23 protein-coding genes, 1 other RNA gene and 1 pseudogene are annotated in these 26,970 nt (G+C 68.1%); 9 read left to right on the forward strand and 16 right to left on the reverse strand.

Annotated elements, in window-relative coordinates:
* Together carA and dapB are read right to left on the reverse strand one after the other, a co-directional pair.
* The gene (gene carA / locus CJ022_RS00650; protein WP_101924791.1) at positions 1 to 1,155 is read right to left on the reverse strand and encodes a glutamine-hydrolyzing carbamoyl-phosphate synthase small subunit; all 1,155 of its coding nucleotides are present in this window, start codon (positions 1,153 to 1,155) and stop codon (positions 1 to 3) included.
* A gap of 149 nt (positions 1,156 to 1,304) precedes the next feature.
* On the reverse strand, positions 1,305 to 2,030 hold the full coding sequence (gene dapB, locus CJ022_RS00655) for a 4-hydroxy-tetrahydrodipicolinate reductase (protein ID WP_101924792.1): 726 nt from the start codon (positions 2,028 to 2,030) through the stop codon (positions 1,305 to 1,307).
* Between the two features lie 191 nt (positions 2,031 to 2,221).
* Between dapB and CJ022_RS00660 the strand changes: the two genes are divergently transcribed.
* Complete coding sequence (locus tag CJ022_RS00660; RefSeq protein ID WP_101924793.1) at positions 2,222 to 2,983, forward strand: 3-oxoacyl-ACP reductase; 762 nt, start codon at positions 2,222 to 2,224, stop codon at positions 2,981 to 2,983.
* 886 nt (positions 2,984 to 3,869) lie between these two features.
* On the opposite strand, the gene dnaJ is transcribed toward CJ022_RS00660, so the two are convergent.
* The 4 genes from dnaJ to hrcA all read right to left on the reverse strand — a co-directional run bounded on the left by dnaJ (position 3,870) and on the right by hrcA (position 8,839).
* On the reverse strand, positions 3,870 to 5,009 hold the full coding sequence (gene dnaJ / locus CJ022_RS00665) for a molecular chaperone DnaJ (protein WP_101924794.1): 1,140 nt from the start codon (positions 5,007 to 5,009) through the stop codon (positions 3,870 to 3,872).
* A gap of 144 nt (positions 5,010 to 5,153) precedes the next feature.
* Positions 5,154 to 7,067 (reverse strand): molecular chaperone DnaK, encoded by a 1,914-nt coding sequence (gene dnaK, locus CJ022_RS00670; protein ID WP_101924795.1) that lies wholly within the window; start codon positions 7,065 to 7,067, stop codon positions 5,154 to 5,156.
* Positions 7,068 to 7,202: 135 nt separating this feature from the next.
* Entirely contained in the window at positions 7,203 to 7,745 is a 543-nt protein-coding gene (grpE, locus tag CJ022_RS00675; RefSeq protein ID WP_101924796.1) for a nucleotide exchange factor GrpE, read from the reverse strand.
* Positions 7,746 to 7,786: 41 nt separating this feature from the next.
* Positions 7,787 to 8,839, reverse strand: a complete 1,053-nt coding sequence (hrcA, locus tag CJ022_RS00680) for a heat-inducible transcriptional repressor HrcA (RefSeq protein ID WP_101924797.1) — start codon at positions 8,837 to 8,839, stop codon at positions 7,787 to 7,789.
* A gap of 149 nt (positions 8,840 to 8,988) precedes the next feature.
* Here hrcA and recN point away from each other — a divergent pair, with 149 nt between their 5' ends.
* The gene (recN, locus tag CJ022_RS00685) at positions 8,989 to 10,656 is read left to right on the forward strand and encodes a DNA repair protein RecN (protein ID WP_101924798.1); all 1,668 of its coding nucleotides are present in this window, start codon (positions 8,989 to 8,991) and stop codon (positions 10,654 to 10,656) included.
* Positions 10,657 to 10,770: 114 nt separating this feature from the next.
* Here the strand turns inward: recN and fur are convergent, their stop codons facing one another.
* Positions 10,771 to 11,175, reverse strand: a complete 405-nt coding sequence (gene fur, locus CJ022_RS00690; protein WP_101924799.1) for a ferric iron uptake transcriptional regulator — start codon at positions 11,173 to 11,175, stop codon at positions 10,771 to 10,773.
* Positions 11,176 to 11,306: 131 nt separating this feature from the next.
* Here fur and CJ022_RS00695 point away from each other — a divergent pair.
* A pseudogene (locus CJ022_RS00695) lies at positions 11,307 to 11,679 on the forward strand (outer membrane protein assembly factor BamE).
* 41 nt (positions 11,680 to 11,720) lie between these two features.
* Here CJ022_RS00695 and CJ022_RS00700 read toward each other — a convergent pair.
* Positions 11,721 to 11,996, reverse strand: coding sequence for an RnfH family protein (locus tag CJ022_RS00700; RefSeq protein ID WP_101924800.1), 276 nt, complete (start codon positions 11,994 to 11,996; stop codon positions 11,721 to 11,723).
* A gap of 7 nt (positions 11,997 to 12,003) precedes the next feature.
* Positions 12,004 to 12,435 carry a type II toxin-antitoxin system RatA family toxin gene (locus tag CJ022_RS00705; RefSeq protein WP_101924801.1) on the reverse strand — a complete coding sequence of 144 codons (432 nt, stop codon included), beginning with the start codon at positions 12,433 to 12,435 and terminating at the stop codon, positions 12,004 to 12,006.
* 38 nt (positions 12,436 to 12,473) lie between these two features.
* Here CJ022_RS00705 and smpB point away from each other — a divergent pair, with 38 nt between their 5' ends.
* Positions 12,474 to 12,968 carry an SsrA-binding protein SmpB gene (gene smpB / locus CJ022_RS00710; RefSeq protein ID WP_101924802.1) on the forward strand — a complete coding sequence of 165 codons (495 nt, stop codon included), beginning with the start codon at positions 12,474 to 12,476 and terminating at the stop codon, positions 12,966 to 12,968.
* A gap of 93 nt (positions 12,969 to 13,061) precedes the next feature.
* On the opposite strand, the gene CJ022_RS00715 is transcribed toward smpB, so the two are convergent.
* Positions 13,062 to 15,209 carry a CHASE domain-containing protein gene (locus CJ022_RS00715; RefSeq protein ID WP_158238321.1) on the reverse strand — a complete coding sequence of 716 codons (2,148 nt, stop codon included), beginning with the start codon at positions 15,207 to 15,209 and terminating at the stop codon, positions 13,062 to 13,064.
* Between the two features lie 217 nt (positions 15,210 to 15,426).
* Between CJ022_RS00715 and ssrA the strand changes: the two genes are divergently transcribed.
* Positions 15,427 to 15,780: a transfer-messenger RNA gene (gene ssrA / locus CJ022_RS00720) on the forward strand.
* 102 nt (positions 15,781 to 15,882) lie between these two features.
* Here the strand turns inward: ssrA and CJ022_RS00725 are convergent.
* Both CJ022_RS00725 and CJ022_RS00730 read right to left on the reverse strand, forming a co-directional pair.
* Positions 15,883 to 17,472: a hypothetical protein gene (locus CJ022_RS00725; RefSeq protein WP_101924804.1), complete on the reverse strand. Its 1,590-nt coding sequence runs from the start codon at positions 17,470 to 17,472 to the stop codon at positions 15,883 to 15,885.
* 27 nt (positions 17,473 to 17,499) lie between these two features.
* Positions 17,500 to 18,093 (reverse strand): NfuA family Fe-S biogenesis protein, encoded by a 594-nt coding sequence (locus tag CJ022_RS00730; protein WP_101924805.1) that lies wholly within the window; start codon positions 18,091 to 18,093, stop codon positions 17,500 to 17,502.
* An 89-nt stretch (positions 18,094 to 18,182) separates the two neighbouring features.
* Here CJ022_RS00730 and CJ022_RS00735 point away from each other — a divergent pair, with 89 nt between their 5' ends.
* Complete coding sequence (locus tag CJ022_RS00735; protein WP_101924806.1) at positions 18,183 to 18,524, forward strand: 4a-hydroxytetrahydrobiopterin dehydratase; 342 nt, start codon at positions 18,183 to 18,185, stop codon at positions 18,522 to 18,524.
* A gap of 19 nt (positions 18,525 to 18,543) precedes the next feature.
* Here CJ022_RS00735 and CJ022_RS00740 read toward each other — a convergent pair whose 3' ends face one another.
* On the reverse strand, positions 18,544 to 19,542 hold the full coding sequence (locus CJ022_RS00740) for an RluA family pseudouridine synthase (protein WP_199171395.1): 999 nt from the start codon (positions 19,540 to 19,542) through the stop codon (positions 18,544 to 18,546).
* Between the two features lie 408 nt (positions 19,543 to 19,950).
* Between CJ022_RS00740 and CJ022_RS00745 the strand changes: the two genes are divergently transcribed.
* Positions 19,951 to 23,118, forward strand: coding sequence for a ribonuclease E/G (locus CJ022_RS00745; protein WP_101924946.1), 3,168 nt, complete (start codon positions 19,951 to 19,953; stop codon positions 23,116 to 23,118).
* A 38-nt stretch (positions 23,119 to 23,156) separates the two neighbouring features.
* Here the strand turns inward: CJ022_RS00745 and CJ022_RS00750 are convergent, their stop codons facing one another.
* Complete coding sequence (locus tag CJ022_RS00750; RefSeq protein WP_101924807.1) at positions 23,157 to 23,801, reverse strand: response regulator; 645 nt, start codon at positions 23,799 to 23,801, stop codon at positions 23,157 to 23,159.
* A 201-nt stretch (positions 23,802 to 24,002) separates the two neighbouring features.
* Between CJ022_RS00750 and CJ022_RS00755 the strand changes: the two genes are divergently transcribed.
* Positions 24,003 to 24,500, forward strand: coding sequence for an ABC-2 transporter permease (locus CJ022_RS00755; protein ID WP_101924808.1), 498 nt, complete (start codon positions 24,003 to 24,005; stop codon positions 24,498 to 24,500).
* A 117-nt stretch (positions 24,501 to 24,617) separates the two neighbouring features.
* Entirely contained in the window at positions 24,618 to 24,797 is a 180-nt protein-coding gene (locus tag CJ022_RS00760) for a hypothetical protein (protein WP_101924809.1), read from the forward strand.
* 273 nt (positions 24,798 to 25,070) lie between these two features.
* Here CJ022_RS00760 and CJ022_RS16630 read toward each other — a convergent pair whose 3' ends face one another.
* Both CJ022_RS16630 and CJ022_RS16635 read right to left on the reverse strand, forming a co-directional pair.
* The gene (locus CJ022_RS16630; RefSeq protein ID WP_143703844.1) at positions 25,071 to 25,250 is read right to left on the reverse strand and encodes a hypothetical protein; all 180 of its coding nucleotides are present in this window, start codon (positions 25,248 to 25,250) and stop codon (positions 25,071 to 25,073) included.
* 400 nt (positions 25,251 to 25,650) lie between these two features.
* Positions 25,651 to 26,961, reverse strand: coding sequence for a S1 family peptidase (locus CJ022_RS16635; protein WP_158238322.1), 1,311 nt, complete (start codon positions 26,959 to 26,961; stop codon positions 25,651 to 25,653).
* Positions 26,962 to 26,970: the final 9 nt, after the last annotated feature.

The raw sequence follows: 26,970 nt of genomic DNA on the forward strand, positions 1-26,970 counted from the left end.
TCAGCGGCTCCCGGCGTTCGTGTTGTGCTGCATGGACGCGACGAACCGATCGAACAGCGGCGCGACATCGTGGGGACCGGGCGAGGCTTCCGGATGGCCCTGGAAGCTGAAGGCGGGCGCATCGGTGAGTTCGATGCCCTGGTTGGTGCCATCGAACAGCGAGCGATGGGTCACGCGCACGTTGCCCGGCAGCGAGGCTTCGTCGACGGCGAAGCCGTGGTTCTGCGAGGTGATCATCACCTTGCCCGGGCTTCCATCAGGCCCGCTGAGGTCCTGCACCGGATGGTTCGCACCATGATGGCCGTGCGGCATCTTCAGCGTCTTCGCGCCGGCGGCGAGCGCCAGCAACTGGTGGCCGAGGCAGATGCCGAAGGTCGGCACTTTGGCGTCGATGAAGCTGCGGATCGCGTCGATCGCGTAATCGCAGGGTTCCGGATCACCGGGGCCGTTCGACAAGAACACGCCGTCGGGCTTCAGCGCGAACACATCGGCGGCGGGCGTCTGCGCCGGCACCACCGTCAGTTCGCAGCCGCGCTCGGCCAGCATGCGCAGGATGTTCGTCTTCACGCCGTAGTCGTAGGCCACGACCTTGAACTTCGCCGGCGCGGTGACGAAGGCGTTGCGGTCGAGATCGAGCTGGCCATCGCTCCAGCCGTAGCGCTCGGTGGTGCTGACGACCTTCGCCAGGTCCATGCCCTTCAGGCCGGGGAACTTGCGCGCGGCCTCCAATGCCTGTTCGACATCCACATCACCCGCCATCACCGCACCGTTCATCGAACCGCGGTCGCGCAGCAGGCGCGTCAGCTTGCGGGTGTCGATCTCGGAAATCGCGACGATGCCGCGTGCGCGCAGCCACTCGGGCAAGGACACCTGGCTGCGCCAGCTGCTCGGGCGGCGCGGCACGTTGCGCACGATCAGTCCGGCCGACCAGATCTTCGACGCTTCGTCGTCCTGGTCGGTGCAGCCGGTGTTGCCGATGTGCGGATAGGTCAGCGTCACCAGCTGGCGCGCGTACGAGGGGTCGCTCAGCACTTCCTGGTAGCCGGTCATCGCGGTGTTGAACACCACTTCGCCGACGGACAGGCCAACGGCGCCCACGGAAACGCCCTCGAATACGGTGCCGTCTTCAAGGACGAGGATTGCGGAATCTGTCACGAGGTCTTCGCCTACGTCAGGTTGCAGGAAACCGCCAGAGCGGTGGAGACCGGTCCGGAGGTTATGGGTTCAGGCGAGCGAGAATTGTACCGATGCACCCCACCCGGCGCCAGCGACCCGCGCGCCTCGTTCAGTGCCGATGGCGCCGCTCAGGCCCCGGAGCCGCCCAGCAGGTCCGCGATGGCGTAGCGGCCCGGCGCGCGTCCGGCCAGCCGCCCGGCCACGTGCAGCGCACCGCCGGCGAAGATGTCGCGGTTGGTGGCCCGGTGCACCAGCTCGATGCGCTCGCCGGCGCTGGTGAACTGCACCAGATGCTCGCCGACGATGTCGCCGGCGCGGATCGACGCGTAATGCGGCGTCGCGCCCTGCCCCGCGGCGGCGTCGCCGAGGGTCAGCGCGGTGCCGGACGGCGCATCCAGCTTGCGCGTGTGATGCGATTCGACGATGTCGCAGTCCCAACCGGGCAACACCGCCGCCGCGCGCGCGACCAGATCCTGCAGCACGGCGACACCGAGACTGAAGTTCGATGCCCACACGAGCGGAATCGTCGCGGCGGCCGCATCGAGTGCGCGGCGCTGCGCATCGTCGAGCCCGGTGGTGCCCGACACCAGCCCGGCGCCGCGCTTGGTGCACAGCGCCAGCAGCGGGTCGAATCCGGCCGGCAGGCTGAAATCGATCGCGACGTCGAACGGCGGCGCCCCACCCAGTTCGGACGCGCCGAAATACGGCACGCCGTCGATGACCCGCTGCTTCGGCGCACGTCCCGAGACCGCTGCGACGATGGCGAGGTCCTCGCGTCCAGCGGCCAGCCGCAACAGCGCCTGGCCCATGCGCCCCGACGCACCGTGCACGAGGATCCGGGGTCGCGCGCTCATGCCTGCGGCTCCATCGAGGGGATGCGGCGCGCGCGGTGCGGGACGACGGAGGGTGCGGACCGGGGTCGGAAGATGCTCATGCCTCGCATTCTAGCGATGCGCCCCGAGACGGGAAGATGGCGCGCGCCGGGAGCCGGGGAGTCCGGACAGCCGGGCGTTACGCTGGCGCTCCCCTTGCCGCGAGTCCTGCCATGCAGCTGTCCGACCAGATCGTCCTCGTCACCGGCGCCGGCCGCGGTCTCGGCCGCGAGATTGCCCTCGCCTTCGCCCGCGAAGGCGCGCGCGTCGTCGTCAACTACCGGCGCAGTCGCGAGGCCGCCGAGGCGCTCGCCGCGCAGCTCGGCGACCGCGCGATCGCGCTGCAGGCCGATGTCACCGTCCGCGCCCAGGTCGACGCGCTCCATGCGCAGGCGCGCGCGTACTTCAACGCCGACCTCACGACGGTCGTCAACAACGCGCTGGTCGATTTCGCCTTCGACGGCGATGCGCGCGCGCATGCGGACACGATCGACTGGCCGGCATTCGCGACGCAGTTCGAAGGCAGCGTGCGCGGCGCTTTGAACACCGTGCAGGCCGCATTGCCGGGCATGCGCACGCAGCGCTTCGGCCGCGTCATCAACATCGGCACCAACCTGTTCCAGAACCCGGTCGTGCCCTACCACGACTACACCGCGGCCAAGGCCGCCCTGCTGTCGCTGACCCGCACGCTGGCCGGCGACCTCGGGCCGGACGGCATCACCGTCAACATGCTCTCCGGCGGCCTGCTGCGCACGACCGATGCCAGCGCCGCCACGCCGGACGCGGTGTTCGACTACATCGCCGCGAACACGCCGTTGCGCAGCGTGACCACGCCGGCCGAGTTCGCCGACGCCGCGCTTTTTTTCGCATCGCCCTGGTCGCGCGCGATCACCGGCCAGAACCTCGTCGTCGACGGCGGACTGGTCCGCGACTGAGCGGCAGGCGCGACGCGTGTCGAAACGCGTCCCGGGTCGCTGAAGAACGACGGATGCGCAAGTCAAGCGTCATCGGCGGCGCATCCGGACGCGCTGGCTAGATTTTGACCAGAGCTCCGCTCCCCGCTGGCGGCGCGCCTTCGGCCCGCTTATCCACACGTTTGTCATCCAACCATCCACACCGGCTGTGGATGACGGCGCGGCTAGACCCTGCGGACACGCCGGTCAAGCGGTGTGTTCGCGTCGCCCATGGGCGACATCGCGCATCGATCGTTGGAAACCAGCGCGACCCCCAGACGCGTGCGCAGGTCAAGCCCGATGTGCCGCGCCTTCGCATCACCTGGTCAAGAATTGACCACTCGCAATGCGCACGCTCGTGGCGCGGTTGCGGGCGCTTATCCACAGTTTTGTCGACTGACGATCCACACCGCCTGTGGAGAACCCGCGGACTAGCGCGTCGGCGATGCCGGGTCAAACGCCGCGTTGGATCCCGGCGATCGGGTCGACTGCCCGCAGCTCGCGCCGAGGCAAGCACGCACGCGACGAGCGGACGCAGGTCGAATCGGCGTCTGCGCGCGCCGCACGCGGTGCAGAGAATTCCGCCACACGCGCATGGCTGCGCAAGTCAAGCGCGACGATGGCCCGATTCCACGCCACTGGCGAAACTTTGACCACCCTGGAACGACCCGGTCGCCGCACGGCTTCGTGACGCTTATCCACACCTTTGTCATTCGTTGATCCACACCTGCTGTGGATCGATCCGCGACTAGCCGACCCGGGCAACGCAGTCAAACGCGACCCGGTCGACACGCGCCCCACGCGACCGCCGGATACGACGACGCCCGGCATCGCCGGGCGTCGTGGTGTTGAAGCGAGTGACGTGCGCTCAGGAGGTCATGCGTTCCCAGAAGCTCTTGACGCCGTCGACGAAGGTGCTCGAACGCGGCGAATGCCGGCGTGCGTTCTCGCCCGTGAACGTCGCCTCGAACTGGTCGAGCAGCTCGCGCTGGTCCGACGTCAGGTTGACCGGCGTTTCCACGACGACCTTGCAGTACAGGTCGCCCGACGCGCGGCTGCGGACCGACTTGACGCCCTTGTCGCGCAGACGGAACACCTTGCCGGTCTGGGTCTCGGCCGGCACGCGGATCTCGGCCTCGCCGCCCAGCGTGGGCACGCGGACCGTGGCGCCGAGCGCGGCCTGCGACAGCCGGATCGGCACTTCGCAGTGCAGGTCGTCGCCATCGCGTTCGAAGATCGGATGCGGACGCACGCGCACTTCGACGTAGAGGTCGCCCGGCGGCGAGCCGGCCGGCCCGGCCTCGCCCTCGCCGGTCAGGCGGATGCGATCGCCCGAATCGACGCCGGACGGAATCTTGACCGACAGGACCTTCTCTTCCTCGACCCGGCCGGCGCCGTGGCAGGACTTGCACGGGTGGGCGATGATCTGCCCCTGCCCGCCGCAGTGCGGACACGCCTGCTGCATCGTGAAGATGCCGCGCTGCATGCGCACCTGGCCGCGGCCCGCGCACGTCGAACAGGTCTCGCGCCGACCGTCTTCCGAGCCCGTGCCCTTGCACTCGCCGCAGCCGACCAGCGTCGGCATCTCGATGCGCTTCTCGACGCCGGCCACGGCTTCCTCAAGATCCAGCTCCATCACGTAGCCGACATCGGCGCCGCGACGCGGACCGCCGCGCCCGCCGGCGCCCGCGCCGAAGATGTTGCCGAAGATGTCGCCGAAGATGTCGCCCATGTCGGCACCACCGCCGAAGCCGGGGCCTGCATTGCCGCCGCCCATGCCGTGCTCGAACGCGGCGTGGCCATGCTGGTCGTACATGCGGCGCTTGCCGCCGTCCGACAGCACTTCATAGGCTTCCTTGCACTCCTTGAACGCAGCCTCGGCATTGGCATCGCCGGGATTGCGGTCGGGGTGGTGCTTCATCGCGCAGCGGCGATAGGCCTTCTTGAGTTCGTCCTCGCTGGCGCTGCGGGTGACACCGAGCACCTCGTAATAGTCGCGTTTGCTCATGGGGAACCGGTCGCTGGGGTCGCCTGTCCGACGACCTCGATAAAAACGGAAGCCGGTCGCCCGGCACCGGTCCGCATCGCGTGCGTCACCGGTGCCGGGGTTCCGGCCGAAACGCCGCGGGACCGAGCCCGCGGCGGCAATGGCTTACTTCTTGTCGTCGTCCTTGACCTCGGTGAACTCGGCATCCACCACGTCGTCGGACTTCGGCGCGTCGGCGCCCGGCCCCCCATCGGCCTGACCGGCCGCACCGGCAGCGGCGAACAGCTGCTGCGCCACTTCTTCCAGCGCCTTCGACTTGGCTTCGATCTGGCCCTTGTCGTCGCCCTTCATCGCGGTCTCGACTTCGGCGATCGCGCCTTCCGCTCGGCCGATCACGTCGCCGGGCACCTTGTCGCCGTTGTCCTTGATCGCACTGCGCGTGGCGTGCACCAGCGCGTCGGCCTGGTTGCGGGCCGCGACCAGTTCCTGGAACTTGCGGTCGTCGTCGCGGTGCGCTTCGGCATCGGCGACCATCCGGGCGATCTCGTCGTCCGACAGGCCGGAACCGGCCTTGATCTCGACCTTCTGTTCCTTGTTGGTCTTCTTGTCCTTGGCCGACACGTGCAGGATGCCGTTGGCGTCGATGTCGAACGAGACCTCGACCTGCGGCATGCCGCGCGGCGCGGCATCGATGCCGGTCAGGTCGAAACGGGCCAGCGACTTGTTGAAGCGGGCCTGCTCGCGCTCGCCCTGCAGCACGTGCACGGTCACGGCCGACTGGTTGTCGTCGGCGGTGGAGAACGTCTGCGAGGCCTTGGTCGGGATCGTGGTGTTCTTCTCGATGATCTTGGTGAACACACCGCCCAGGGTCTCGATGCCGAGGCTCAGCGGGGTCACGTCGAGCAGCAGCACGTCCTTGACGTCACCGGCCAGCACGCCACCCTGCACCGCCGCGCCGATCGCCACGGCCTCGTCGGGGTTCACGTCCTTGCGCGGCTCCTTGCCGAAGAACTCGGCGACCGCCGCCTGCACCTTGGGCATGCGGGTCTGGCCACCGACGAGGATCACCTCGTTGATGTCGGACGCGCGCAGGCCGGCGTCGTTGAGCGCGGTGCGGCACGGCTCGATCGTCTTGCGCACGAGTTCCTCGACCAGCGACTCGAGCTTGGCCCGCGTCAGCTTGATGTTGAGGTGCTTCGGGCCTGACGCGTCGGCGGTGACGTACGGCAGGTTGACTTCGGTCTGCTGCGAGGACGAGAGCTCGATCTTCGCGCGCTCGGCCGCGTCCTTCAGACGCTGCAGCGCCAGCGGATCCTTGCGCAGGTCGATGCCCTGGTCCTTGTTGAACTCGTCGACGAGGTAATCGATGACGCGCGCGTCGAAGTCTTCACCGCCGAGGAAGGTGTCGCCGTTGGTGGCCAGCACTTCGAACTGCTTCTCGCCGTCGACTTCCGCGATCTCGATGATCGACACGTCGAAGGTGCCGCCGCCGAGGTCATACACCGCGATCTTGCGGTCGCCGCCGGACTTGTCGAGACCGTAGGCCAGCGCAGCCGCAGTCGGTTCGTTGATGATGCGCTTGACGTCGAGACCGGCGATGCGGCCGGCGTCCTTGGTCGCCTGGCGCTGGCTGTCGTTGAAGTAGGCCGGCACCGTGATCACGGCCTCGGTGACCTTCTCGCCCAGGTAATCCTCGGCGGTCTTCTTCATCTTCTCGAGGATGCGCGCGGAGACCTCCTGCGCGGACAGGCGCTTGCCGTCGCTGGTCGACACCCAGGCGTCGCCGTTGTCGTGCTCGAGGATCTTGTACGGCACCAGGCCGATGTCCTTCTGGACTTCGCCGTCCTTGAACTTGCGGCCGATCAGGCGCTTGACCGCGAAGAAGGTGTTGTGCGGATTGGTCACCGCCTGTCGCTTGGCCGAGGCGCCGACCAGCACTTCGCCGTCCTTGGTGTAGGCGACGATCGACGGCGTGGTGCGATCGCCCTCGCTGTTCTCGATGACCTTGGCCTTGCCGCCGTCCATGATCGCCACGCACGAGTTCGTCGTGCCCAGGTCGATGCCGATGATCTTTGCCATTGCGGTGCTTCCTCTAGAAAAGATGTGTCTGGGGGACGGCCGACGCCGTCGATGACCGTGATCTGGGGACACGCAACACAGCGTTCAAGCGGTGTCGCGTATCGGGATTGCGTCCCGGGCGGTGCCCGGCGCGCGTCAGTCGGCCTTGGCGACGACGACCATGGCCGGGCGCAGCAGGCGCTCGTTGAGCAGATAGCCCTTCTGGAACACCTGGGCCACCGCGCCGGGCGGCACGCCGGGCACCTCGACGATGCTCATCGCCTGGTGGTGCTCGGGGTTGAACGGGTCGCCGGCGGACGGCGCGACGGTCGTCAGGCCATGGGCCTCGGTCGCCTTGACCAGCTCGCGCAGGGTCAGCTCGACGCCCGAGCGCAGCGGATCGCTCTCGGTGGCATTCGCCAGACCCGCTTCGAGAGCGTCGAACACCGGCACCAGGCCGGACAGCAGACGCTCGTTGGCGAAACGGCGGGCGGTCTCGATCTCGCGGGTCAGGCGCTTGCGCTGGTTCTCGAGGTCGGCGCGCTCGAGCAGCATCTGCGCCTTGGTGTGCTCGAGCTCGGCCGACAGCACTTCGATGTGCTCGGCGAGCCGGGTCTCGGCCGACAGCGGCGCGTCGGCGTCCTCGGCGTGGATGTCGTGGGAGCCGGGGTGCTGCGGATCGGGGGTCTGCTGGGTCATGTCGGATTCCGGGGCGGTCGTCGAGCCGCCGACCCGCCCAGCTATGGGGCTGCCTGATCCGGATTCAAGGCGGCGCCGAGCACGCTGGCTGCGGCCTGCACCACCGGGATGACCCGCTCGTAGGCCATCCGGGTCGGCCCGATGACACCCAGCACGCCCAGCACACGGCCCCCTGCGGAGTACGGCGCAGTGACCAGCGACACACCTTCCAGCGGCGCGAGCCCGGTTTCCTCGCCGATGAAGATGCGCACGCCCGGCGCGTGGATCGTGCGTTCGAGCAGTTGCAGGATCTCGCGCTTGCGCGCGAAGGCCTCGAAGAGATCACGCAGGCGGTCGAGGTCCGACAGGTCCTGCATCCCGATCAGCCGGTTCTGGCCCGACAGCAGCATGTCGTCGTCGCCGGGCGCCAGCGCCTGCTCGGCCAGCTCGACAGTCTGCGACAGCAGCAGCTCCATCTCGTCGCGGGCGTTGCGCATGTCCTGCACGAGGGTCGCGCGGATGTCGGCCAGCGAGCGGCCGGCGAAATTCTGGTTGAGGTAGTTCGCGACGCGTTCCAGCTCGCCGGGTTCGAAACTGCGCCGGGTCTGGAAGATCCGGTTCTGCACGTCGTGATCGGCGAACACCAGGATCGCCATGATCCGCTGGCCGTCGAGCGGCACGAAGTCGATGTGCCGGAAGGCGAACTGCTCGCGCCGCGGCACCGAGACCACGCCGACGAAATGGGTCATCGCCGAGACCAGCTCCGACGCGCTCCCCAGCAGCGACTGCTGGCCGACGCTGCCGGCGAGCTCGCCGCGCAATCGGGTCAGTTCCAGCTCCGGCAGCGGTTTGACCTGCAGCAGCGAGTCGACGAACACGCGATAGCCCTGCGCCGTCGGAATGCGACCGGCCGAGGTGTGCGGCGACGACAGCAGGCCCGCGTCTTCCAGATCCGAGAGGATGTTGCGGATCGTCGCCGCGCTGACATCCAGGCCCGCGTGCCGCACCAGGGTCTGCGAGCCCACCGGGCCGCCCTCCTGGATATGCCGCGAGATCAGCGTGCGCAGCAGGTGGCGCGCGCGCGGATCGAGCGGATGGCTGGGTTCGGTCTGCATGGGGGCGGTATACGGGCGCCCGGGCCCCGATGCAAGCACGCTGCGCGGCCGGCGACGCGGCGTCTCGCGGCGTGCGACCGCCCTGCGGTATCCAGTCGCGCCCGCGCCCGCTATCCGTCCTCCAGCCACCAAGGCACAATCCGCCGCTTATGCTGACCCATCTCGCCATCCGCAATTTCGCCGTCGCCACGACCTCCGATCTGGAGTTCGGCCCCGGCCTGACCGTCATTTCCGGCGAGACCGGTGCCGGCAAGTCGCTGCTCGTCGACGCCCTCGGCTTCCTGTCCGGCCAGCGCGCCGACAGCGGCATCGTCCGCCATGGCGCCGACCGCGCCGAACTGCATGCCGAGTTCGCGCTGGACGACGCCGCGCCGGCGCTGCGCTGGCTGCGCGACAACGAGCTCGACGACGCCGCGACCTGCCAGTTGCGTCGCACGCTGCGCGCGGACGGCGGTTCGCGCGCCTGGATCAACGGGCGTCCGGCGACCATCGGCCAGCTGTCCGAACTCGCCTCGCACCTGGTCGAGATCCACGGCCAGCACGAACACCAGGCGCTGCTGGCGAAGTCCAGCCAGCTGGCGCTGCTCGACGCCCAGGCCGGCAACGGCGCCCGGCTCGCAGCCGTGCGCGAAGCCGCCCAGACCTGGCGCGCCCTGCAGGACGAACGCGAGACGCTGTCGAAGATCGGCGACGTCGCCGAGCGTCGCGACTGGTTGCGCCACCAGCTCGACGAACTCGACGGCGAAAATCTCGATGTCGAGGCGATCGCCGAGCTGCACGCCACGCACAAGCGCCAGGCCAATGCCGCCGGTCTGATCCAGACCTGCGACAGCGCGCTGGAGCGGATGAGCGGCGACGACGCGCTCGGCCTGCCGCAGGCGCTGCAGGCGCTGCGCCACGACCTCGGGCGCATGCGCGCCCACGAACCACGACTCGGCGATGTCGACGCGATGCTCGACGCCGCCGCGATCCAGCTCGACGAAGCCACGCTCCTGCTCGGCCAGGTTCGCGACGATCTCGACATCGATCCCGAACAACTGGAGCTGCTCGAACAGCGCCTGGCGCGGCTGCACGAACTGGCGCGAAAGCACCGCGTGACGCCCGAGGAACTGATCGAGGTGCAGGCGCGGCTGTCGACCGAACTCGAGCAGCTCGACGGCGCCGGCGACCGGTTGAAGCGCCTCGACGGCGAGATCGCCGAGGCCGTCGCGCGCTGGCGCGCGGCCGCGGACGTGCTGGGCAAGTCGCGTGCGAAGGCCGCCAAGGCGCTGTCGAGCGCGACCACCGGCCTGATCCACGAACTGGGCATGGGCGGCGGCACGTTCGCGATCGCGATCGAACCGGTCGACGGCGACCGCCCGGATCCGCAGGGCGCCGAGCGCGTCGAATTCCTGGTGTCGGCGAACGCCGGGCAGCCGCCGCGGCCGCTGCGCAAGGTCGCGTCGGGCGGCGAACTCTCGCGCATCTCGCTGGCGATCGAAGTCGCCGCCCTCGGCCACGATGCCGTGCCGACGATGGTGTTCGACGAAGTCGATTCGGGCATCGGCGGCGCGGTCGCCGACATCGTCGGCCGCAAGTTGCGCGCGCTCGGCGAGAACCGCCAGGTGCTGTGCGTGACCCACCTGCCGCAGGTCGCGTCCAAGGGCCACACGCATTACCGCGTGCACAAGTCGACAGCCGACGGCGCCACCGAGAGCCGCGTCTCGCGCCTCGACACCGGCGAGCGCACCGAGGAACTGGCGCGGATGCTGGGTGGCGTGGACGTCAGCAAGGAAGCACGCGCGGCGGCGCGCAAGCTGCTGCAGGACGTGGTCTGAGGGCAACGCGTCGTCGGCACGCCGCGCGCCGGTCAGCCGGTCGGCGGTGCGGTGCGGACCAAATGACGCGCCGGCTTCGTCGTCGCTGGCGCGCTTCGCGCCGCGCGTGGTGCGTCAGCGCTTCTTGCGGACGTACAGCACCAGCGAATGTTCCTCGAGGATGTAGCCGTACTGCTCGGCGATCTCGGCCTGCAGCTTCTCGATCTCGACGCTTTCGAATTCGATGATCTTGCCGGTGTCGACGTCGACCATATGGTCGTGGTGGCCGCCGCGGTCGAGTTCGTAGACCGCGTGTCCGCCTTCGAAGTTGTGCTTGAGCACGAGGCCCGCGGCTTCGAACTGGGTCAGCACCCGGTACACCGTCGCCAGGCCGATCTCGTCGCCCTGCTCCAGCAATTGCCGGTAGATGTCTTCGGCGGTCATGTGCTGGCGCGGCGTGCGGTGTTCGAGCAACTGCAGGATCCGCATGCGCGGATGCGTCACTTTCAGTCCGGCTTTGCGCAGGTCGAGCGATTCCATCGAGGGCTCCAAGACGACAGGCTGGCTGTTCACAGATGGTTTAGCGCCAACGGTGCGAATCGCGGTTGCGGCGTGGTGCAGAGTGTATCATCGGCCCGGTCTCCGCAGCCCCCGGCCCGCCGCATTCCGCCATGCAGAAAGTCATTCTCGTCACCGTGCTCGCCCTCGCCACGACAGGTTGCGGCCTGCTCTACAAGCAGCCGATCTACCAGGGCAATCTGATCGATGCATCGGCGGTCGAACAACTGCAGGCCGGCATGGGCAAGGCGCAGGTCGAAGCGTTGCTGGGCACGCCGTCGATCACCGACCCCTTCCACCAGCAGCGTTGGGACTACACCAGCACGCAGCGCGTGGACCGCCGTGGCCGCACCGAGAACCGTGTTCTTCGAGAACGACGCGGTGGCGCGCTGGGAAGGCGAGTATTTCCCGAAGCGGGACGAAGAGCTGGCCGCGGAAATGCGCAAGTTCGGCAACCTGCCCAAGGAACGCGGCGCGCGCCGCTGAGCCTCGCCGGAGTCAGCGTTACCCCGTCGCGCCCTGCTCCGTCAGGGCGCGTCGCGTTTGAGGGCCCGGCGGCGCCGCGCGTCCTTGGGATCGACCTGCAGGCCGCGCAGCAGCTCCAGCCGGTCGCCGTCACCCAGCACGGTCGTCGCGGTCGCCCGGATCCCGAACACGGCGTAGCCGACGACGCCCGCATCGTCCAGCGGCCCGCCACGGGCACGCCACGCGGCGAGCGCCTCCGCCACCGTCGCACCGTCCGCCAGCGTCAGCGGTTCGCAGATGGACCGGTCGGGCCAGGCGAGCACGACGTCGACGCGCATGGCCGCGTCAGGCCGGTTCGCGCTCGGCGACGCGCACGAAATCGTCGACCATGCGATCGGCCAGCCCGTGGAAGCCCAGCGTCAACGCCGGCAACATCAGGCGGGATTTCGGCTCGAACTCGAGCACCAGCGTGACCTTGCAGGCGTCCTCGCCGATCCGCTCGAAGGTCCAGCGCCCGTGCAGCGACTTGAACGGCCCTTCCTGCAGTTGCATGTCGATCGCGTCGGGCGGCGTCAGGGTATTGCGGGTCGTGAACCAGGTCCGCAGCGCACCGAGCCCCACGTCGAGCCGCGCCACCAGGCTGGTCGCATCCCGCGCCTGCACGTCGACGGCGTCGCACCAGGCGAACCGGCGCGGATAGGCGTCGACGTCGTTGACCAGCGCGAACATGCGCTCCGGGACTTGCCCGACCAGGGCGCTACGTTCGATTCTGGGCATGGCTCGCTTGGCAGACCTGCTTCGGGGACAATGGGGGGATGAGCAAGAAGAGCGGCAAGGATAAGGCAAACAGCAGCGGCACCATCGCGCTGAACAAGCGCGCGCGCTACGAATACCACCTCGAGGACCGCTATGAAGCCGGTCTCTCGCTGCAGGGCTGGGAAATCAAGGCGATCCGCGCAGGCCGCGCCAACATCGGCGAGAGCTACGCGGTCATCCGCAATGGCGAGCTGTTCCTGTTCGGCGCGCAGATCACGCCGCTGATCCAGGCGTCGACGCACGTCATCGCCGATGCACTCCGCACGCGCAAGCTGCTGCTGCACCGCGCCGAGATCGACACGCTCGTCGGACGCGTGCAACGCGACGGCTATACCGTGGTGCCGACGGCGCTGTACTGGAAAGGCAACAAGATCAAGGCCGAGATCGCGCTGGCGAAGGGCAAGCAGAACCACGACAAGCGCGACACCGAACGGGATCGCGACTGGGCGCGCGACAAGCAGCGGGTGATGCGGCGTCACAACAAGGACGCCTGAGGCGAAGGCGCGCGTCGCGGACGGTCACGCCGCGCTGGCGATTGCAGGCTCGTCCCTCGTTCGCCTACCGCGTTCTCCGCGACGGCCGTCGTCTCAACGGCGCTCGCCACCGAGGCTGAACCGGAACGTCGCACCGCCATCAGGCGTGCCGTCGGCGCTGATCGTGCCGCCATGACGCTCGACGATGCGCTTGACAGACGCCAGCCCGACGCCATGCCCCTTGTATTCGTCTTCGCGATGCAGGCGCTGGAAGGGCCGGAACAGCTTGCCCGCGTAGTCGACGTTGAAGCCGGCACCGTTGTCGCGCACGACGAACACGGGTCCGCCGTCGGCGCCGAGTTCGCAGCCCAGCTCGATGCGCGCCTGCGGCGTCGAGGACGTGAACTTCCACGCGTTGCCGAGCAGGTTCTGCAGCAGGTTGCGGATCAGCGCGGGATCGCCGTCGGCCGTCAGGCCGTCGGCAACGCGCACGTCGACCTCGCGCCCGGGCTCCTGCTGCCGCAGCTCCTGCACGACCTCCCACGCCAGCCGGCTGAGGTCGAGCGGCACGCGGCGGAATTCGCCGCGGGTGATCCGCGACATGGTCAGCAGCGCCTCGATCAGCGTGTCCATGCGGTTGGCGGCATTGCGCACGCGCGACAGATAGTCGCGGCCCTGCGCGTCGATCCGGTCTTCGTAGCGTTCCGACAGGATCCGGCCGAACCCTTCGATGCTGCGCAGCGGCGCGCGCAGGTCGTGGGACACGATGTAGGCGAAGGACTCGAGTTCGTGGTTGGCCTGGGTGAGTTCGTGCGTGCGCTGTTCGACGCGCGTTTCCAGCGTGCGGTTGAGCGCATGCACCTGCGCTTCGGCGCGCACGCGCTCGGTGACGTCGTCGACCTGCACCAGCCGCACGACATCGCTGCGCGTATCGCCGGGCAGCAGCGTCGATGCGAGATGGACTTCGCGCACGTCGCCGTCCTGCCGTCGCAGCTGGCGCGTCGTGCGGTGGACGCCTTCGCGCAGGGCCTGCTGCTCGCGCGTGCGGGTCAGCGCGTCGTGGCCGTCGACGAGGTACCCGTGGAACAGCGTCCCGATCAGCGCCCCCTGGCTGACACCGGCGATGTCGGCCATGGCCGGGTTGGTCTCGACGATCGCGCCGTTGCGGTCGAGCAGCACCATGCCGATCGCCGAATACTGCATCGCGTTGCGGAAGCGCAGTTCGCTGCGGCGGTAGGACTCGCTGAGCCGGTGCGCCAGGGTCTCCGCGCGCGACTGGGTATGCGCGAGGGTCCACACCACCGCGAACAGCAGCAGTGACGCGATCACGCCCGCGACGAGCGTGGCCTGCAGATCGCGCAGGCCACCCGAGGTCGGCGCCGCGAGCTGCTGGAACTCGTACCGCCAGGTGCGGCCGTACAGCGACTGGGTCACGACATGCACCGGACGCGTGCGCGGATCGTCCGGATGCGCTTCGGCGTCGAGATACCGCGCCGACGCCAGCACCGGCACCTCGACCCCGCCCGACGCGACGTCGACGACGCGGAACGCGAGATCGGCGCGGACCGGGATCGCCGAGTCGTCGATGAACGCCTCGCTGCGGAACGGCGCGTAGACCCAGCCGTAGAGCGCGTCGTGGCGCCCGGCGATCGACTGCGGCAGCCGCGCATCGCGATACACCGGCGCGTACATCACCACGCCCGCATCGCCCGGCTGGCCGAAACTGCGCAGGCGCAGCGGCGCGCTCAGCCGCACCTCGCCACTGTCGCGCGCGCCGTCCATCGCCGCGCGGCGGACCGGATCGCTGTAGGTATCGAAGCCGAGCGCCATCCGGCTCGATTCGCTTTCCGGTTCGAAGTACACGATGGTGCCGTAGCGCGGCCGCACCCCGCGCGGCGCGACGGTGAACAGCGCGCCGCTCTCTTCGCGCATGCGCAACTGCATCGCCATCAACTGCTGCGGATCGACATAGGCGATGAAACCCAGGCCCAGCAGGCCCGGCAGCCGACGCGTGATGTCGAGCCCCTCCACGTAGCCGCGCCATTGCCGTGCGACCTGGGTATCGACGGCGGCCGCATGCAGGGCCACCCCACCGCGCAGGCTCAGCTCGTACTGCAGCAGGCGTTGCCGGACCTCTTCGGCGATCTGGTCGGCATCGGCGATCAGCGTCGCCTCGGCAAGCTGACGCTCGCGCTCGCCGGCGTTGCGCGCGTACAGGCCCACCATCAGCAACGAACCGATCAGCACCAGCCACGCGAGCACGTGGCCACGCCGAAGCCGCCCGACGAACGGGCCCCGACGTTTCGGCGCGAGATCTGCAGCGGCGGCATCCGGCATCGCGACAGGATAAACGACCGCGCCTCCGCCCTCCCCTGGCCCCGGACAGCTGAATCCGCGGATCACCGCGTGCCGGTTCCACCTTGCGGCGTCGCGTCGCGTCCCTATACTGCAAGGGTCAGCGCGATATCGACTGATTCCCGGGGGTGCACTGGCTTCGACGGGGGTTGCGAAATTGCCTGGTGCATGCCGAGGGGGCGACTTTCCTCGTTAATCCAGTAGCAAACTTTTAGTTGCCAACGACGACAACTACGCTCTCGCCGCTTAAGGCGTAAGCCCCGAACCTACTTGTGCCCGTGCTCGTAGATGTAGGGTCATTATCACGGAACCGGCTGTGATGGCTGCCTGTCAGTCACGGCTTAACCAAAGCAGGCTGGTCCTGGGGTGCGCTTTGCACACCGTGCTGCCACAGGACGAGATCCAACGGTGAGCTAAGCATGTAGTACCGGGGATGGAGTTCCTTCGGACGCGGGTTCGATTCCCGCCACCTCCACCATCCAAGGATCCGCAAGGATCGCGACAGGGCCGGACATCCGCGAGGATGGCCGGCCTTTTCGTTTGCGGTGCGGTGCGTGGTTCACGCTCGCGATCCGTGGACTCAGTCGCCGAGGCTGTCCTGGTCTTCCTGCAGCTCCGGCTTCCACGGCACGTCCGGCGGTGGCCGGCCGTCGGTCTCGACGTCCTGCATGTTGGGATCGGTGATCCCGCAGCCGCCGCCGAACATGAGCAGCGCCACGTTGCACTGCACCGACTTGCTGGTGCCCGGGATCGGGATCAAGACCGTCTTGATGCTCTTGCGCACCCACTCTTCGAGCAGCGTCTCGCTCGGCACCCAGAAGCGATCCAGGCTGGTCGGCTCGTAATCGGTCGGCGGCCGCTTGAGCCAGGTGCCCATGCGGTCGATCTTCTCGAAATCCTCGGTGATCGTGCCCGGCGGCAGACCGCCGCCGACCCGTCCACCGCCCGCGAGGCGCGGGCGCCCGTCCGCATCGAACAGGCCCGAGGGGCTGCCGGGCTGGCCACCTGCGCGCGTCTGCGACGCGTCGCCCCAGTCGTCGCCGGCGCGGGGCGACGGCACACCACCCGGCGGCGCTGCCGGACGACTGCCCTGTCCGGCCTCGGGCTGCCGCGGTTGCGTGCCCGTGCTGCTGGCCACCCGCGCAGGCGCGGACGACGACGCCGGTGCCGGTGGTGCCTGCGAGGGCGCGGCGGCGGGCGCAGGCGCAGGCGGCGTGCGAAGGGGAATGTCGCGCGACGTGACCGCCACTTCGGGTGACGGCGTGGGCGTTGGGGGCGCCTGCAGCGTCGGCACTTCGACCGGACGCCGGGCGACTTCGGCCGCACGTTCGATGACGATCGCGCGTTCGCGCACCGCCACCTGCATCTCGGGAGTGGGGAGCGCAGCCTCGGTGGGCCGCACCGACGGGCGCGGCGCGGTGATCTCGACCGCCTGCATCGCCGGTGCGGGGATCTCGCGCTCCCGCACCGACACGGTCGGCGGAGCCGACAGCGGACGCGGCGGCGGCAGCTGGAAGTCGATGTCCGGGCGCGCGGTTTCGGTGACCGCGAGGGGCTGCGCGGCCACCGTGTCCTCGGGCGTGGACGGCATCACGGGGGCCGGCACCGGGTCGGTGGCGGTCGCGACCGGCGGCGCCGGCTGCGATTCGGCGGGTGCGGCGACTGGCCTTGCCGGCGTCGGGACGTCGACCACCGTCTCGGGCGCGCCTCCGCCCGTGTCCTCGGGCATGCCTTGGCCGATGAAGGTCGCCTCGATGACGACTTCGTCGCCGCGCCGCGACGGCTCGGCCACGTCGAGGAAGCGCGCCTGCATGAAGAAGAACAGCAGCAGGATCCAGGCCAGCTGGATCAGCAGCGTCGCCGACAGCGACACGATGCGCAGGCCGCGCTCATCCGGGGGATCGGGCTGCCACAGCGGATACGCCAGGCTGAGCAGGGCCGCGACGCGATTCGGCGGGATCTGCGGCGTCGGCCTGGGCGGCGGCGCGCGCGCCGCGAGGATGGCGACGATCGCGTCCGCCGCGGCGCCGGTCACCGCGCCGGCGCGGGCCTGCAATGATGCGAACCAGCTCGACCAGCCTGCAGGGAACCCGTCGGACGCGGCCTCCGGCCGGATCGAGCGACGGCGCCGGCGGCGCAACACCTCGATCAGATCTGCGGCGGAGAACATCCGACGGGGCGTCCGGATCCGGGTCGGTCAGGCCGCGTCGCGCGGCATGTAGGGCGCATCACCGGTGTCGTGGTCGGTCGCATCGCGGACCGCCGTGACGCCGGGCGCCTTCTCCATCAGGGTCTTCTCGATGCCCTGCTTCAGGGTGACGTCGACCAGGCCGCAGCCATGACAGCCGCCACCGAAGCGCAGCACGACGACGCCTTCGGCGGTCACCTCCTGCACGGTGACGTGGCCGCGGTGCTGGGCCAGTTGCGGATTGACCTCGTACTCGACGACCCAGCGCACGCGCTCGACCAGCGAAGCGGCCTCGGGCGGCGTCTCGCCCTTGATCTTGGGCGCGCGGATCTGCAGCTGGCCACCGGTGGCGCGGGTATCGTAATCGATCTCGGCGCCATCGAGGTACGGCACGCTGACCGCGTCGAGCCACAGCGTGAAACCGTCGCAGTCGATCGCCCATTCGTCGCCCTGCAGCTCGGCAGGTTCGGCGAATTCCAGGCGCACATCGGCGCGGGACGTCCCGGCGTGCACCGCCGAGAGCCGGACACCGAGGCCCGGCAGGCTTTCGCGCTCGATCAACTTGCGGAAATGGGTCTGCGCGTTGTCGGAGATATTGATCATGTTGCGTATTCTAGCGGTCCCGTGTCGCCACGATCGCGGTCCGCCGACTCCCGCATGAACGGGGGCGCCGGATCCCCAAGGACGCTGCCATGACCGATCTGATTCCCCTCGCCCAGGCCCATTGCATTCCGCGCCGCGGCGACGACCATCGCCTGCCGGACGCCCGCATCCGCGAGCTGCTGCCCGAAGTGCCGGACTGGAGCCTGGCCGAGGACGGCCGCGCCTTGACCCGGACCTTCCGCTTCGACGATTACCACCGCACGATGGCCTTCGTGAATGCGCTGGCCTACATCGCGCATCGCGAAGACCACCACCCCGACCTCGGCGTGCATTACGACCGCGCCGTCGTGCGCTACTCGACCCACGATGTCGGCGGACTGAGCGAGAACGACTTCATCTGCGCGGCTCGGGCCGACCAGCTGCTGGCCTGACCGCAGCGCGCCTCGCGCCTCAGCCGAGCCGGTCGAGGGCCTCGCGCAGGTCCTCGGCGAGCGGCGCGTTCAGCACGTAGGGCGCCGCGCCGTTGTCGAGACTGAATTCCAGCGACGCGGCGTGCAGGAACAGGCGTCGCAACCCGATCTGCTCGCGCAGGCGCTTGTTGATGTCGGGCGCCCCGTATTTGTCGTCGCCGGCGACCGGGTGGCCGATGTGCTGGGCGTGCACGCGGATCTGGTGGGTGCGCCCGGTCTCGATCCGCACCTCGCAGTAGGCATGCCCGCCGCGGCGCTCCAGTACGTGGAAGTGGCTCAGCGACGCCTTGCCCGCGCGACTGTCGGCCGATGTCACGACCTGGACATGGCGCTCGCCGCCCTGGCGCAGGCCGACGTGCAGCGCGGCATCGACGCTCATCACGCCGTCGGGCACGCGCCCGGCCAGCAGCGCGAGATACCGCTTGCGGATGCCGGCACCGTGGTCCTCGCGCATCAGCGCCTGCAGCTGGGTCAGCGCCGAGCGCTTCTTGGCGATGACCATCAGACCCGAGGTGTCGCGGTCGAGCCGGTGCACGAGTTCCAGCGACTGGTTCGGCCGCAGCGCCCGCAGGGTCTCGATGACGCCGAAGCTGATGCCGCTGCCGCCATGACTGGCGATCCCCGAGGGCTTGCTGATCGCCAGCAGGCGGGCATCCTCGAACACGATGCTGGCCGCCATCGCGTCCAGCAGGCCGCGCGACGGCGTCCCCACCTCGCCCGGCTCGGCCAGACGCACCGGGGGAATCCGCACTTCGTCGCCGATTTCCAGCTTGCGCTCGGCCTTGGCCCGCCCGCCATTCACCCGCACCTGGCCGCTGCGCACGATCTTGTAGATCAGCGACTTCGGCGCGCCCTTCAGCTGGCCCAGCAGGAAATTGTCCAGCCGCTGGCCCGCCCGGTCGTCCGGCACACGGACCGTCTTCACGCCGCCGGTCGCGGCGGGCGCCACGGGATTGCCGCCACTGTCAGTCGTCGTCATCTTTTCTGCTACACTCACGCCGCGATATAAGGTGCTGATTTCTTTGGAAGATCACGGGCCAAAAGCCCGCCTTGCAAAGCCTCCGGACAGTCCGCGACCACCACCCTCGGGGCGGCCATGTTAGCGGCTCGACGGCAGCCCCGGTTATCGCCCGATGCCTGGCATCGGCGCTGAACACGCCCCGCGCGGCGCCCACGCCTGCCCTGACCGGCAGATCGCGAGCGGCCCGCGGCCCGCAACACCTATGACATCTTGAACAACAAGCGCTCCCGCGGCCCGCCGTGGTGTCGTAGCGCTGGAAGATCCGGTTCGTCGCTGCGCTTGCGCGGCGGCGACAGGCAGCATCCAGGCGAAACGCCCCGGCGTTCCGCGCGCAAGAGCGCGTTAAGGAACGCAAACATGAAGCGTATGCTGATCAACGCGACGCAGGCCGAAGAGCTGCGCGTCGCCATCGTTGATGGCCAGTCCCTGTACGACATCGACATCGAGCAGCCGGCTCGGGAACAGAAGAAGTCGAACATCTACAAGGGTCGTATCACCCGCATCGAGCCGTCGCTCGAGGCCGCGTTCGTCGAGTACGGCGCCGCCCGCCACGGGTTCCTGCCGCTGAAGGAAGTCTCCCGGGACTACTTCCAGTCCGGCGCCGACCACAACAAGGGCTCGATCAAGGAACTCCTGCGCGAAGGCCAGGAAGTGGTCGTGCAGGTCGACAAGGAAGAGCGCGGCAACAAGGGCGCGGCCCTGACCACGTTCATCTCGCTGGCCGGCCGCTACATGGTGCTGATGCCCAACTCGCCGACCGCGGGCGGCGTCTCGCGCCGGATCGAGGGCGACGACCGCGCCGAGCTGAAGAAGGCGATGGATGCGCTCGAGATCCCGGACGACATGGGCGTGATCATCCGCACCGCCGGTGTCGGCCGTGACGCCGAAGAGCTGCAGTGGGACCTCGACTACCTGCTGAGCATCTGGCGCGCGATCGCCGAAGCCGCGCTGAGCAAGCCCTCGCCGTTCCTGATCTACCAGGAATCGCGCCTGATCACCCGCGCCCTGCGCGACTACATGCGCGCCGACATCGCCGAGATCCTCGTCGATACGCCGGAGATGTACGCCGAGGCGAAGGAATTCGTCGAGCAGGTGATGCCGCACAACCTGCGCAAGCTCAAGCACTACACCGACGATGTGCCGCTGTTCAACCGCTACCAGATCGAGTCGCAGATCGAGAGCGCCTACGAGCGCACCGTGCGTCTGCCCTCCGGCGGCGCGCTGGTCATCGACCAGACCGAAGCCCTGACCGCGATCGACGTGAACTCCGCCCGCGCCACCAAGGGCGGCGACATCGAAGAGACCGCGTTCAACACCAACTTGGAAGCGGCCGAGGAAGTGGCGCGCCAGCTGCGCCTGCGCGATCTCGGCGGCCTGGTGGTCATCGACTTCATCGACATGTCGTCGAACAAGCACCAGCGCGACGTCGAGAACAAGTTGCAGAACGCGCTCAAGTACGACCGCGCCCGCGTGCAGCAGAACAAGATCTCGAAGTTCGGTCTGCTGGAGATGAGCCGGCAGCGCCTGCGCGCGTCGCTGGGCGAGTCGAGCCAGATCGTCTGCCCGCGCTGCGAAGGCCACGGCCGCATGCGCAGCATCGAGTCGCTGTCGCTGTCGATCATCCGCGTCGCGGAAGTGCAGGCGCCGGTGGAGATCGCGAACTACCTGCTCAACGAGAAGCGCAGCGCGCTGGCCGAGATCGAGGAGCGCCACGACGCGCCGATCATCATCGTCGCCGACGAACAGCTGCACACGCCGCATTACGACGTCTCGCGGATCCGCGACAACGAGCTCGGCGAAGAGACCAGCCGTCCCAGCTACCAGCGCGGCACGCCGCGCCGGGTCGCCACGATCGCGCTCAGCAAGGCGAACCTCAACGTGCCGCCGCCTGCCGTGACCAATGTACGTCCGACCCAGCCTGCGCCGGTGCGCGAGCCGCGGCCCGAGCCCGTCGCCGTCGCAGCCCCGGTGGCTCCCGCGCCGACGCCGGCACCCGTCGCTGCGCCCGCCGCGGCTGCGGACGGCGGATTCATGGGCTGGATCAAGCGCCTCTTCGGCGCGCCCGAGCCCGCGACGCCGGCGCCCCGTCAGGGCGGACAGCGTCCCGCACGGACCGAGCAGCCGCGCGGCGATCAGCCCCGTGGCGAGCAGGCGCGTGGTGGCGAACGTGGCAATGGCCGCAACGGGGGTGGCCAGCGTCGCGACCGGCGTGGCAACCGCTCCGGCCAGGGCGGCAGTAACGGCAACAGCAACGGCAGTACCGCGCAGTCGCAGGATCGGGCGCCGGAGCGCGACGCCGGCGAGCCGCGTCGCGAGTCGCAGGTCGGTCCGCAGTCGACCGCGGATGCCGGTCCGCGCAAGGAACGCCAGGAGCGTCGCCCCAAGCAGCGCCAGCGCGGTCCGCGCAGGCAGGAAGACGAGGGCATCGACACGGCCGCGATGGCGGTGACCGCCGCTGCGGCCGCGGCGGAGCCGACGACGCGTGATGATGTCGCGTTCCCGGCCCCGCCCGTCGCCGAACAGCCGACGCGAGAGCAGCCCGCGCCGGTGGCACCCGTCGTGCCCGCCTCGACCGGCGATACCGAAGTCGACGCGTCAGAGGCCCTCGCCAATGACGACAACGGCGACAACGGTGACGACGACGCGAACGGCAATGGCCGCCGCCGCCGCGGACGCCGTGGTGGTCGCCGCCGTCGCCGTGGCGGCGCCAAGGATGCCGATGGCATGTCCGACGACACGCAGCAGGCCGACGATCTCGACGACGGCGACGCGGGCGACATGGTGCAGACCGATCGTTCCCAGCCCGAGTTCGACTTCGACGACGTGCCGCACGTGGCGCCGCAGCCGGCGCCCAAGGCCGCCACCGAGCCGCAAGCACCGCGCCCGGCTGTCGCCGCAGCGCCGGTTGCCGTGGCGACGTCGGTTGCACCGCCAGCGGAAGTCGCCCTCGCCACGCCGGTGACGGACCAGGCGTCGGATCCGCTGATCGCCTGGGCGCCTGACGCGCCCTCGCCTGTGGACGAGACGATCGCCGACGCCGCGCCGGTCCCCCGCGACGAGCCGACGCCGGTGGCGCCTGCCATCGCAGCGGCCGAATCGGTCGACACCGCCCAGACCGCAGCGCCGGTCGCGCAGCAGGACGACGAGGCAGCACCTGCCACGCCGCAGTCCCCCCCCGCAGAGGCCGCCGAAGCTGACGTCGCCATTCCTGCAGTCGTGTCGCACATGGATCGTCCGGCACCGGTCTTCGAGCCGCAGCCGGCGTTGCCGGCCGACGCGGCCGCCGATGCGATCGAGGAGCCGGTCGGCACGGATGTCGCCGATGCACACAGCGAGACGGGACACGCGTCGGATCCGTCCGAGCCTGCATCCCGCGGCCTGTTCGATGACGCGTCGCAGCGCGGTGCGCGGGTACCCGGCATGACGCCGGATCCCGTCACGCCTGCTCCGATCGTCACGATGCCAGACGAGGATGCTGCGGCGACGCCGTCGGACGCGTCCGACGACGACAGCGACACCCGCCACAAGGCGTGATGCCGCTGCGATAGGTCAGACCCGAGGCCAGGCGCTCGTCAGAGCGCCTGGTCCGGTGCCGTCAGCCCGTACTGGCTGGCCAGCCTCGCCAGCGCAATGCTGTCCTGGATCTGCAGTTTCTCGAACAGGCGCGACTTGTGCGTGTTCACCGTCTTCGCGCTGAGACTCAGGCGCCGGGCGATCTCTTCCTGTCGCAATCCCTGCAACAGCAGCATCGCGACTTCCAGCTCGCGCGGCGACAGCGCATCGAACGGCGTGTCCCCGCCGCCGATGCCGGACAGCGCCATGTTCTGCGCGATATTGCTGGCCAGATAACGCTTGCCGCGCGCGACATCACGCACCGCCCGCAACAATTCGCTGGCATTGCCGCCCTTGCCGACATAACCCAGCGCGCCGGCTTCGATCATCCGTCGGGGCATGGGGCCGTCTTCCAGGATCGACACCGCGATGACGCGGGTCTCGGGTTGTCCACGCACCACGCGCTCGGTCACTTCGAGACCGCTGACGCCCGGCAGATGCACGTCGCACAGGACGATGTCGGGCTTGAGCCTGCGGATCTGCGGCAACGCTTCCTCGCCGCTCTCGGCCTCGCCGACGATTTCGATGTCGCTCTCGTTCTGCAGGATCATACGCAGGCCGGCGCGCACCAATCCATGATCGTCCACCATGTACACGCGGATCATCCCTGTCTCCAATAGCGTCCCTTCGCGCTCCCGAGGCTAACGCCCCGGCCGCAACGCGGCAAGCACCGACAGGCGGCCATCGTGCGCACCCGATGCCGCCGACCCGGCAGGCGCGGGCGACGTGCGGAAACGGCGGTCCCTCACGACCGCCACACCCCGGCTCGCACATGCTCGGGCTCATTCCGCGCCATGGAGCCACCGATGAAAACGCGTCAGGTCTACAGCACCGATTCGCTCGCCAGCGCCCAGCGCGCCGTCAAAGCCGCACGCGAAGCAGGCATCGACGAGGACGGCATTTCGTTGATCGCACGTTCCGACATCGAACTCGACAGCGTGCCGGAGCACCAGAAGGAAGCGCCCACCGATTTCAAGCATGCGGCCCTGCGCGGTGCGGGTTACGGCGGCGCGACCGGCCTGCTCGCGGGTCTGGTGGCGATGGTGGTGCCGCCGCTCGGCCTGACGATCGCCGGTGTCGCATTGACCACCCTGGGCGGTGCGGCGGTGGGCACCTGGGCCTCGTCGATGGTGGGCGCGTCCCTGCCGGACCCGATCCGGCGCAAGTTCGAAACCGAGATCGAAGCCGGCCGCATCCTGGTCGTCATCGACGCCGAGGATGAGACGCTGGCGGCGGCGGAAACCGCGTTGCAGCAGACCGGTGCGACCCATCTCCCCTATGACGACGCGTCCGCAATGGCGTGATCGCCGCTGCGACGGGGTTCCTTCGCGGGACACCGCGCGGCATTGCTATCCGCGCGCACCCATCGCGCTGACGAAACGCGCGCCATTTTCCGCCCTTGCATCCTGACGGAGATTCGAATGACGACGACCTTGACCGATGACCAGCTGCGCATCCTGCGCGATATCAACGCGACCACGCCCCTGCCCGCTGCCGATCGGGACTGGGCGGTAGAACAGGGTTATGCGGTGCTCGCCGAGGATGGCGACATCGATCTGACCCAGGCCGGGCGCGGACTCGTGGACACGAGCGAGCTGTAAGGTCTGGCGGAGAGAGTGGAATCGGATCAACTCCGACCTAAGCTACTGATCTCATTGTAGAACTCAAATCGGAATGTGTCCTGTTTTGTGTCCACGGATCATAACGGGGTGCCAAGCCTGGGGCCGACGCATTGCACATCGGTTGGCATGCAGTCATGCGAAGGGGGGGGCGACCGCTCAGGGCATTTGACTAATTTTCATAAACGTGAATTGGGACCGTTTTGAGCGCTTGCCAAAGCGGCGTGACGTGTTTCGCTGAGCGGGTCTTCAATTTTATGGATCCCCATGCCCCACGACCCATAGCTTCAAATCGCGAGCCGCTTGCTCAGCGGCCATACCAACGATGCCGCGCGGCTTAGCCCGGCTGAGCGTCTCGAAGTGATCGATCTCGCCCTCGAACTCGCGGCCGATATGATTTCCCGCCGCAACTCGGGTCTGCCCAAGCTTGATCATGCGCCCCCTAGCTCCTCAACGCCCCAAGTTGGGACGAAGAGCCGGCTCGTGGAGCGCGAATTGCGTCCTCTCGGCGAACTGCTTGCGAACCGCAGAAAAGCGGCCAAGGAGCGTGAGCCGAACGCGGCGCCGGCAGGCAAGCCCCCCACGCTGCAGCATCCTGATAGAAGTAGGCCTTGCGACTGCGGACTCAAGCAAATGACCTTCTCACAAACAGTGAAATATCCGCTGTCGGTAGGGTGGCGCCCTTCATCAAGATGGCCTGCGACACTACTGCCCCCTTGCAGCTGTTGAGTCTGCTTCACGCTGGGGGCAAGCAGAGCAACGGCTTAGCCAAGGCACAGCTCCATAATCTCATTTGGTAAGCGAAAGCCAGCTACGCAGCCTCTATCGATTCTGTTCATGGCTCAATAAACACAGCTGGCCTTTCATTACTCTTACGGCCGGATCCAGGAGACACGCTGTCTGGTGCCACACATGTGCTGGAATGCTCGATTGAGTTAGTCGCTGCTCCATCCGCTCCGGTCAAGGTTGTTCTCCACCGAAAAGTGGTAGTGCCATTTTCATTACTTACTGCACATCGAAAGTTAAAAGTTAAGGAATCACGCTGAGCAAAGAGGTGCCTCACCTCATAAGGGCTGCATTCCCATCCTTCTGGACATTCGATGTTGACCGTGCGCTGATTGACAACGAATCTCGGATAGCCGGTAAACGTGATTGACGCTGGAATCCGCACGCCCTGCAAACCGGAAACGTCTGGAATTGAAGTGATTTGAAATTTCTCAGTAATCACCTTTAGCTTGAGGGCCTCGATGTTCTCAATTGGTATGAAAACCATCGTGCCGTATCGCGGATCGCCTTCTTCGTAACCGCCATGCACCATGCCCACGGCCTTCGAGCCCTGAAAGACCGGTCCGCCGCTATCACCACCTTTAGCAACCGGCCCCTGCCCCGAAAGAGGCTCAACCAACACGTAGGTTCCAATTTCGCCATTGAACGCAAACTCAAAGTCCTTCTGAATGACTTTTCCGCATGTATAGCCAGTTGTTCGACCCTGCTTGCATACCTCGGAGCCCAAACCCAACTGCGACAGAGACGTAACTCCGTCGATGTCGATGGTCCCCAGAGGCCCCGTTGTCTGTATTTGGTTCGGGTGCGGCCGCGGAGGAGATAAGGACCAGGATTGCATATGCCATTGAGCATCTACAGAGCCGCGTGTCATTCCCGCGTATCGATACAACCCGATCGGCTCACCTTCAACCGTAACGATGTTTTGAACAGCATGCCCGGCCGAAACAATTCCTTGCGCAAGTGATTCGTGAACGACGTTAAAGCCAAATGTAGCGGACGGCGCGATCCCGTTCGTATCGGGAGTTCCTTGATAGCGTATGCCGCCGAGCAAAGCGAACTGCTGGTGAAAGCCCGGAGTTCTTACGATCTCGACAAAATTATACAGACGTAGAAATCCTACCAAAGCCCTCCTCGCTTCCGGCACATTCAGCACCCCCACTCGCACTTTGAGCGAGCTCATATCCAGCACTGATTCAAACTTGATTCCGGATTTTGAAAGTTCAAGTCCGACCTCCCGCTGCACGGCCTTGATAAGTTCAAGAGGGTGCTCAGCACGCGCGGCCACAAATAAAGGGTCACTTGTGTATTTGGAAAGATTTTCCGCAGGAGCTTCTGTGAAGCGGATCACGACCTGGGGCACGACCGCGTC

It is taken from the genome of Luteimonas rhizosphaerae (assembly GCF_002849595.1).
Classification (GTDB): domain Bacteria; phylum Pseudomonadota; class Gammaproteobacteria; order Xanthomonadales; family Xanthomonadaceae; genus Luteimonas; species Luteimonas cellulosilyticus.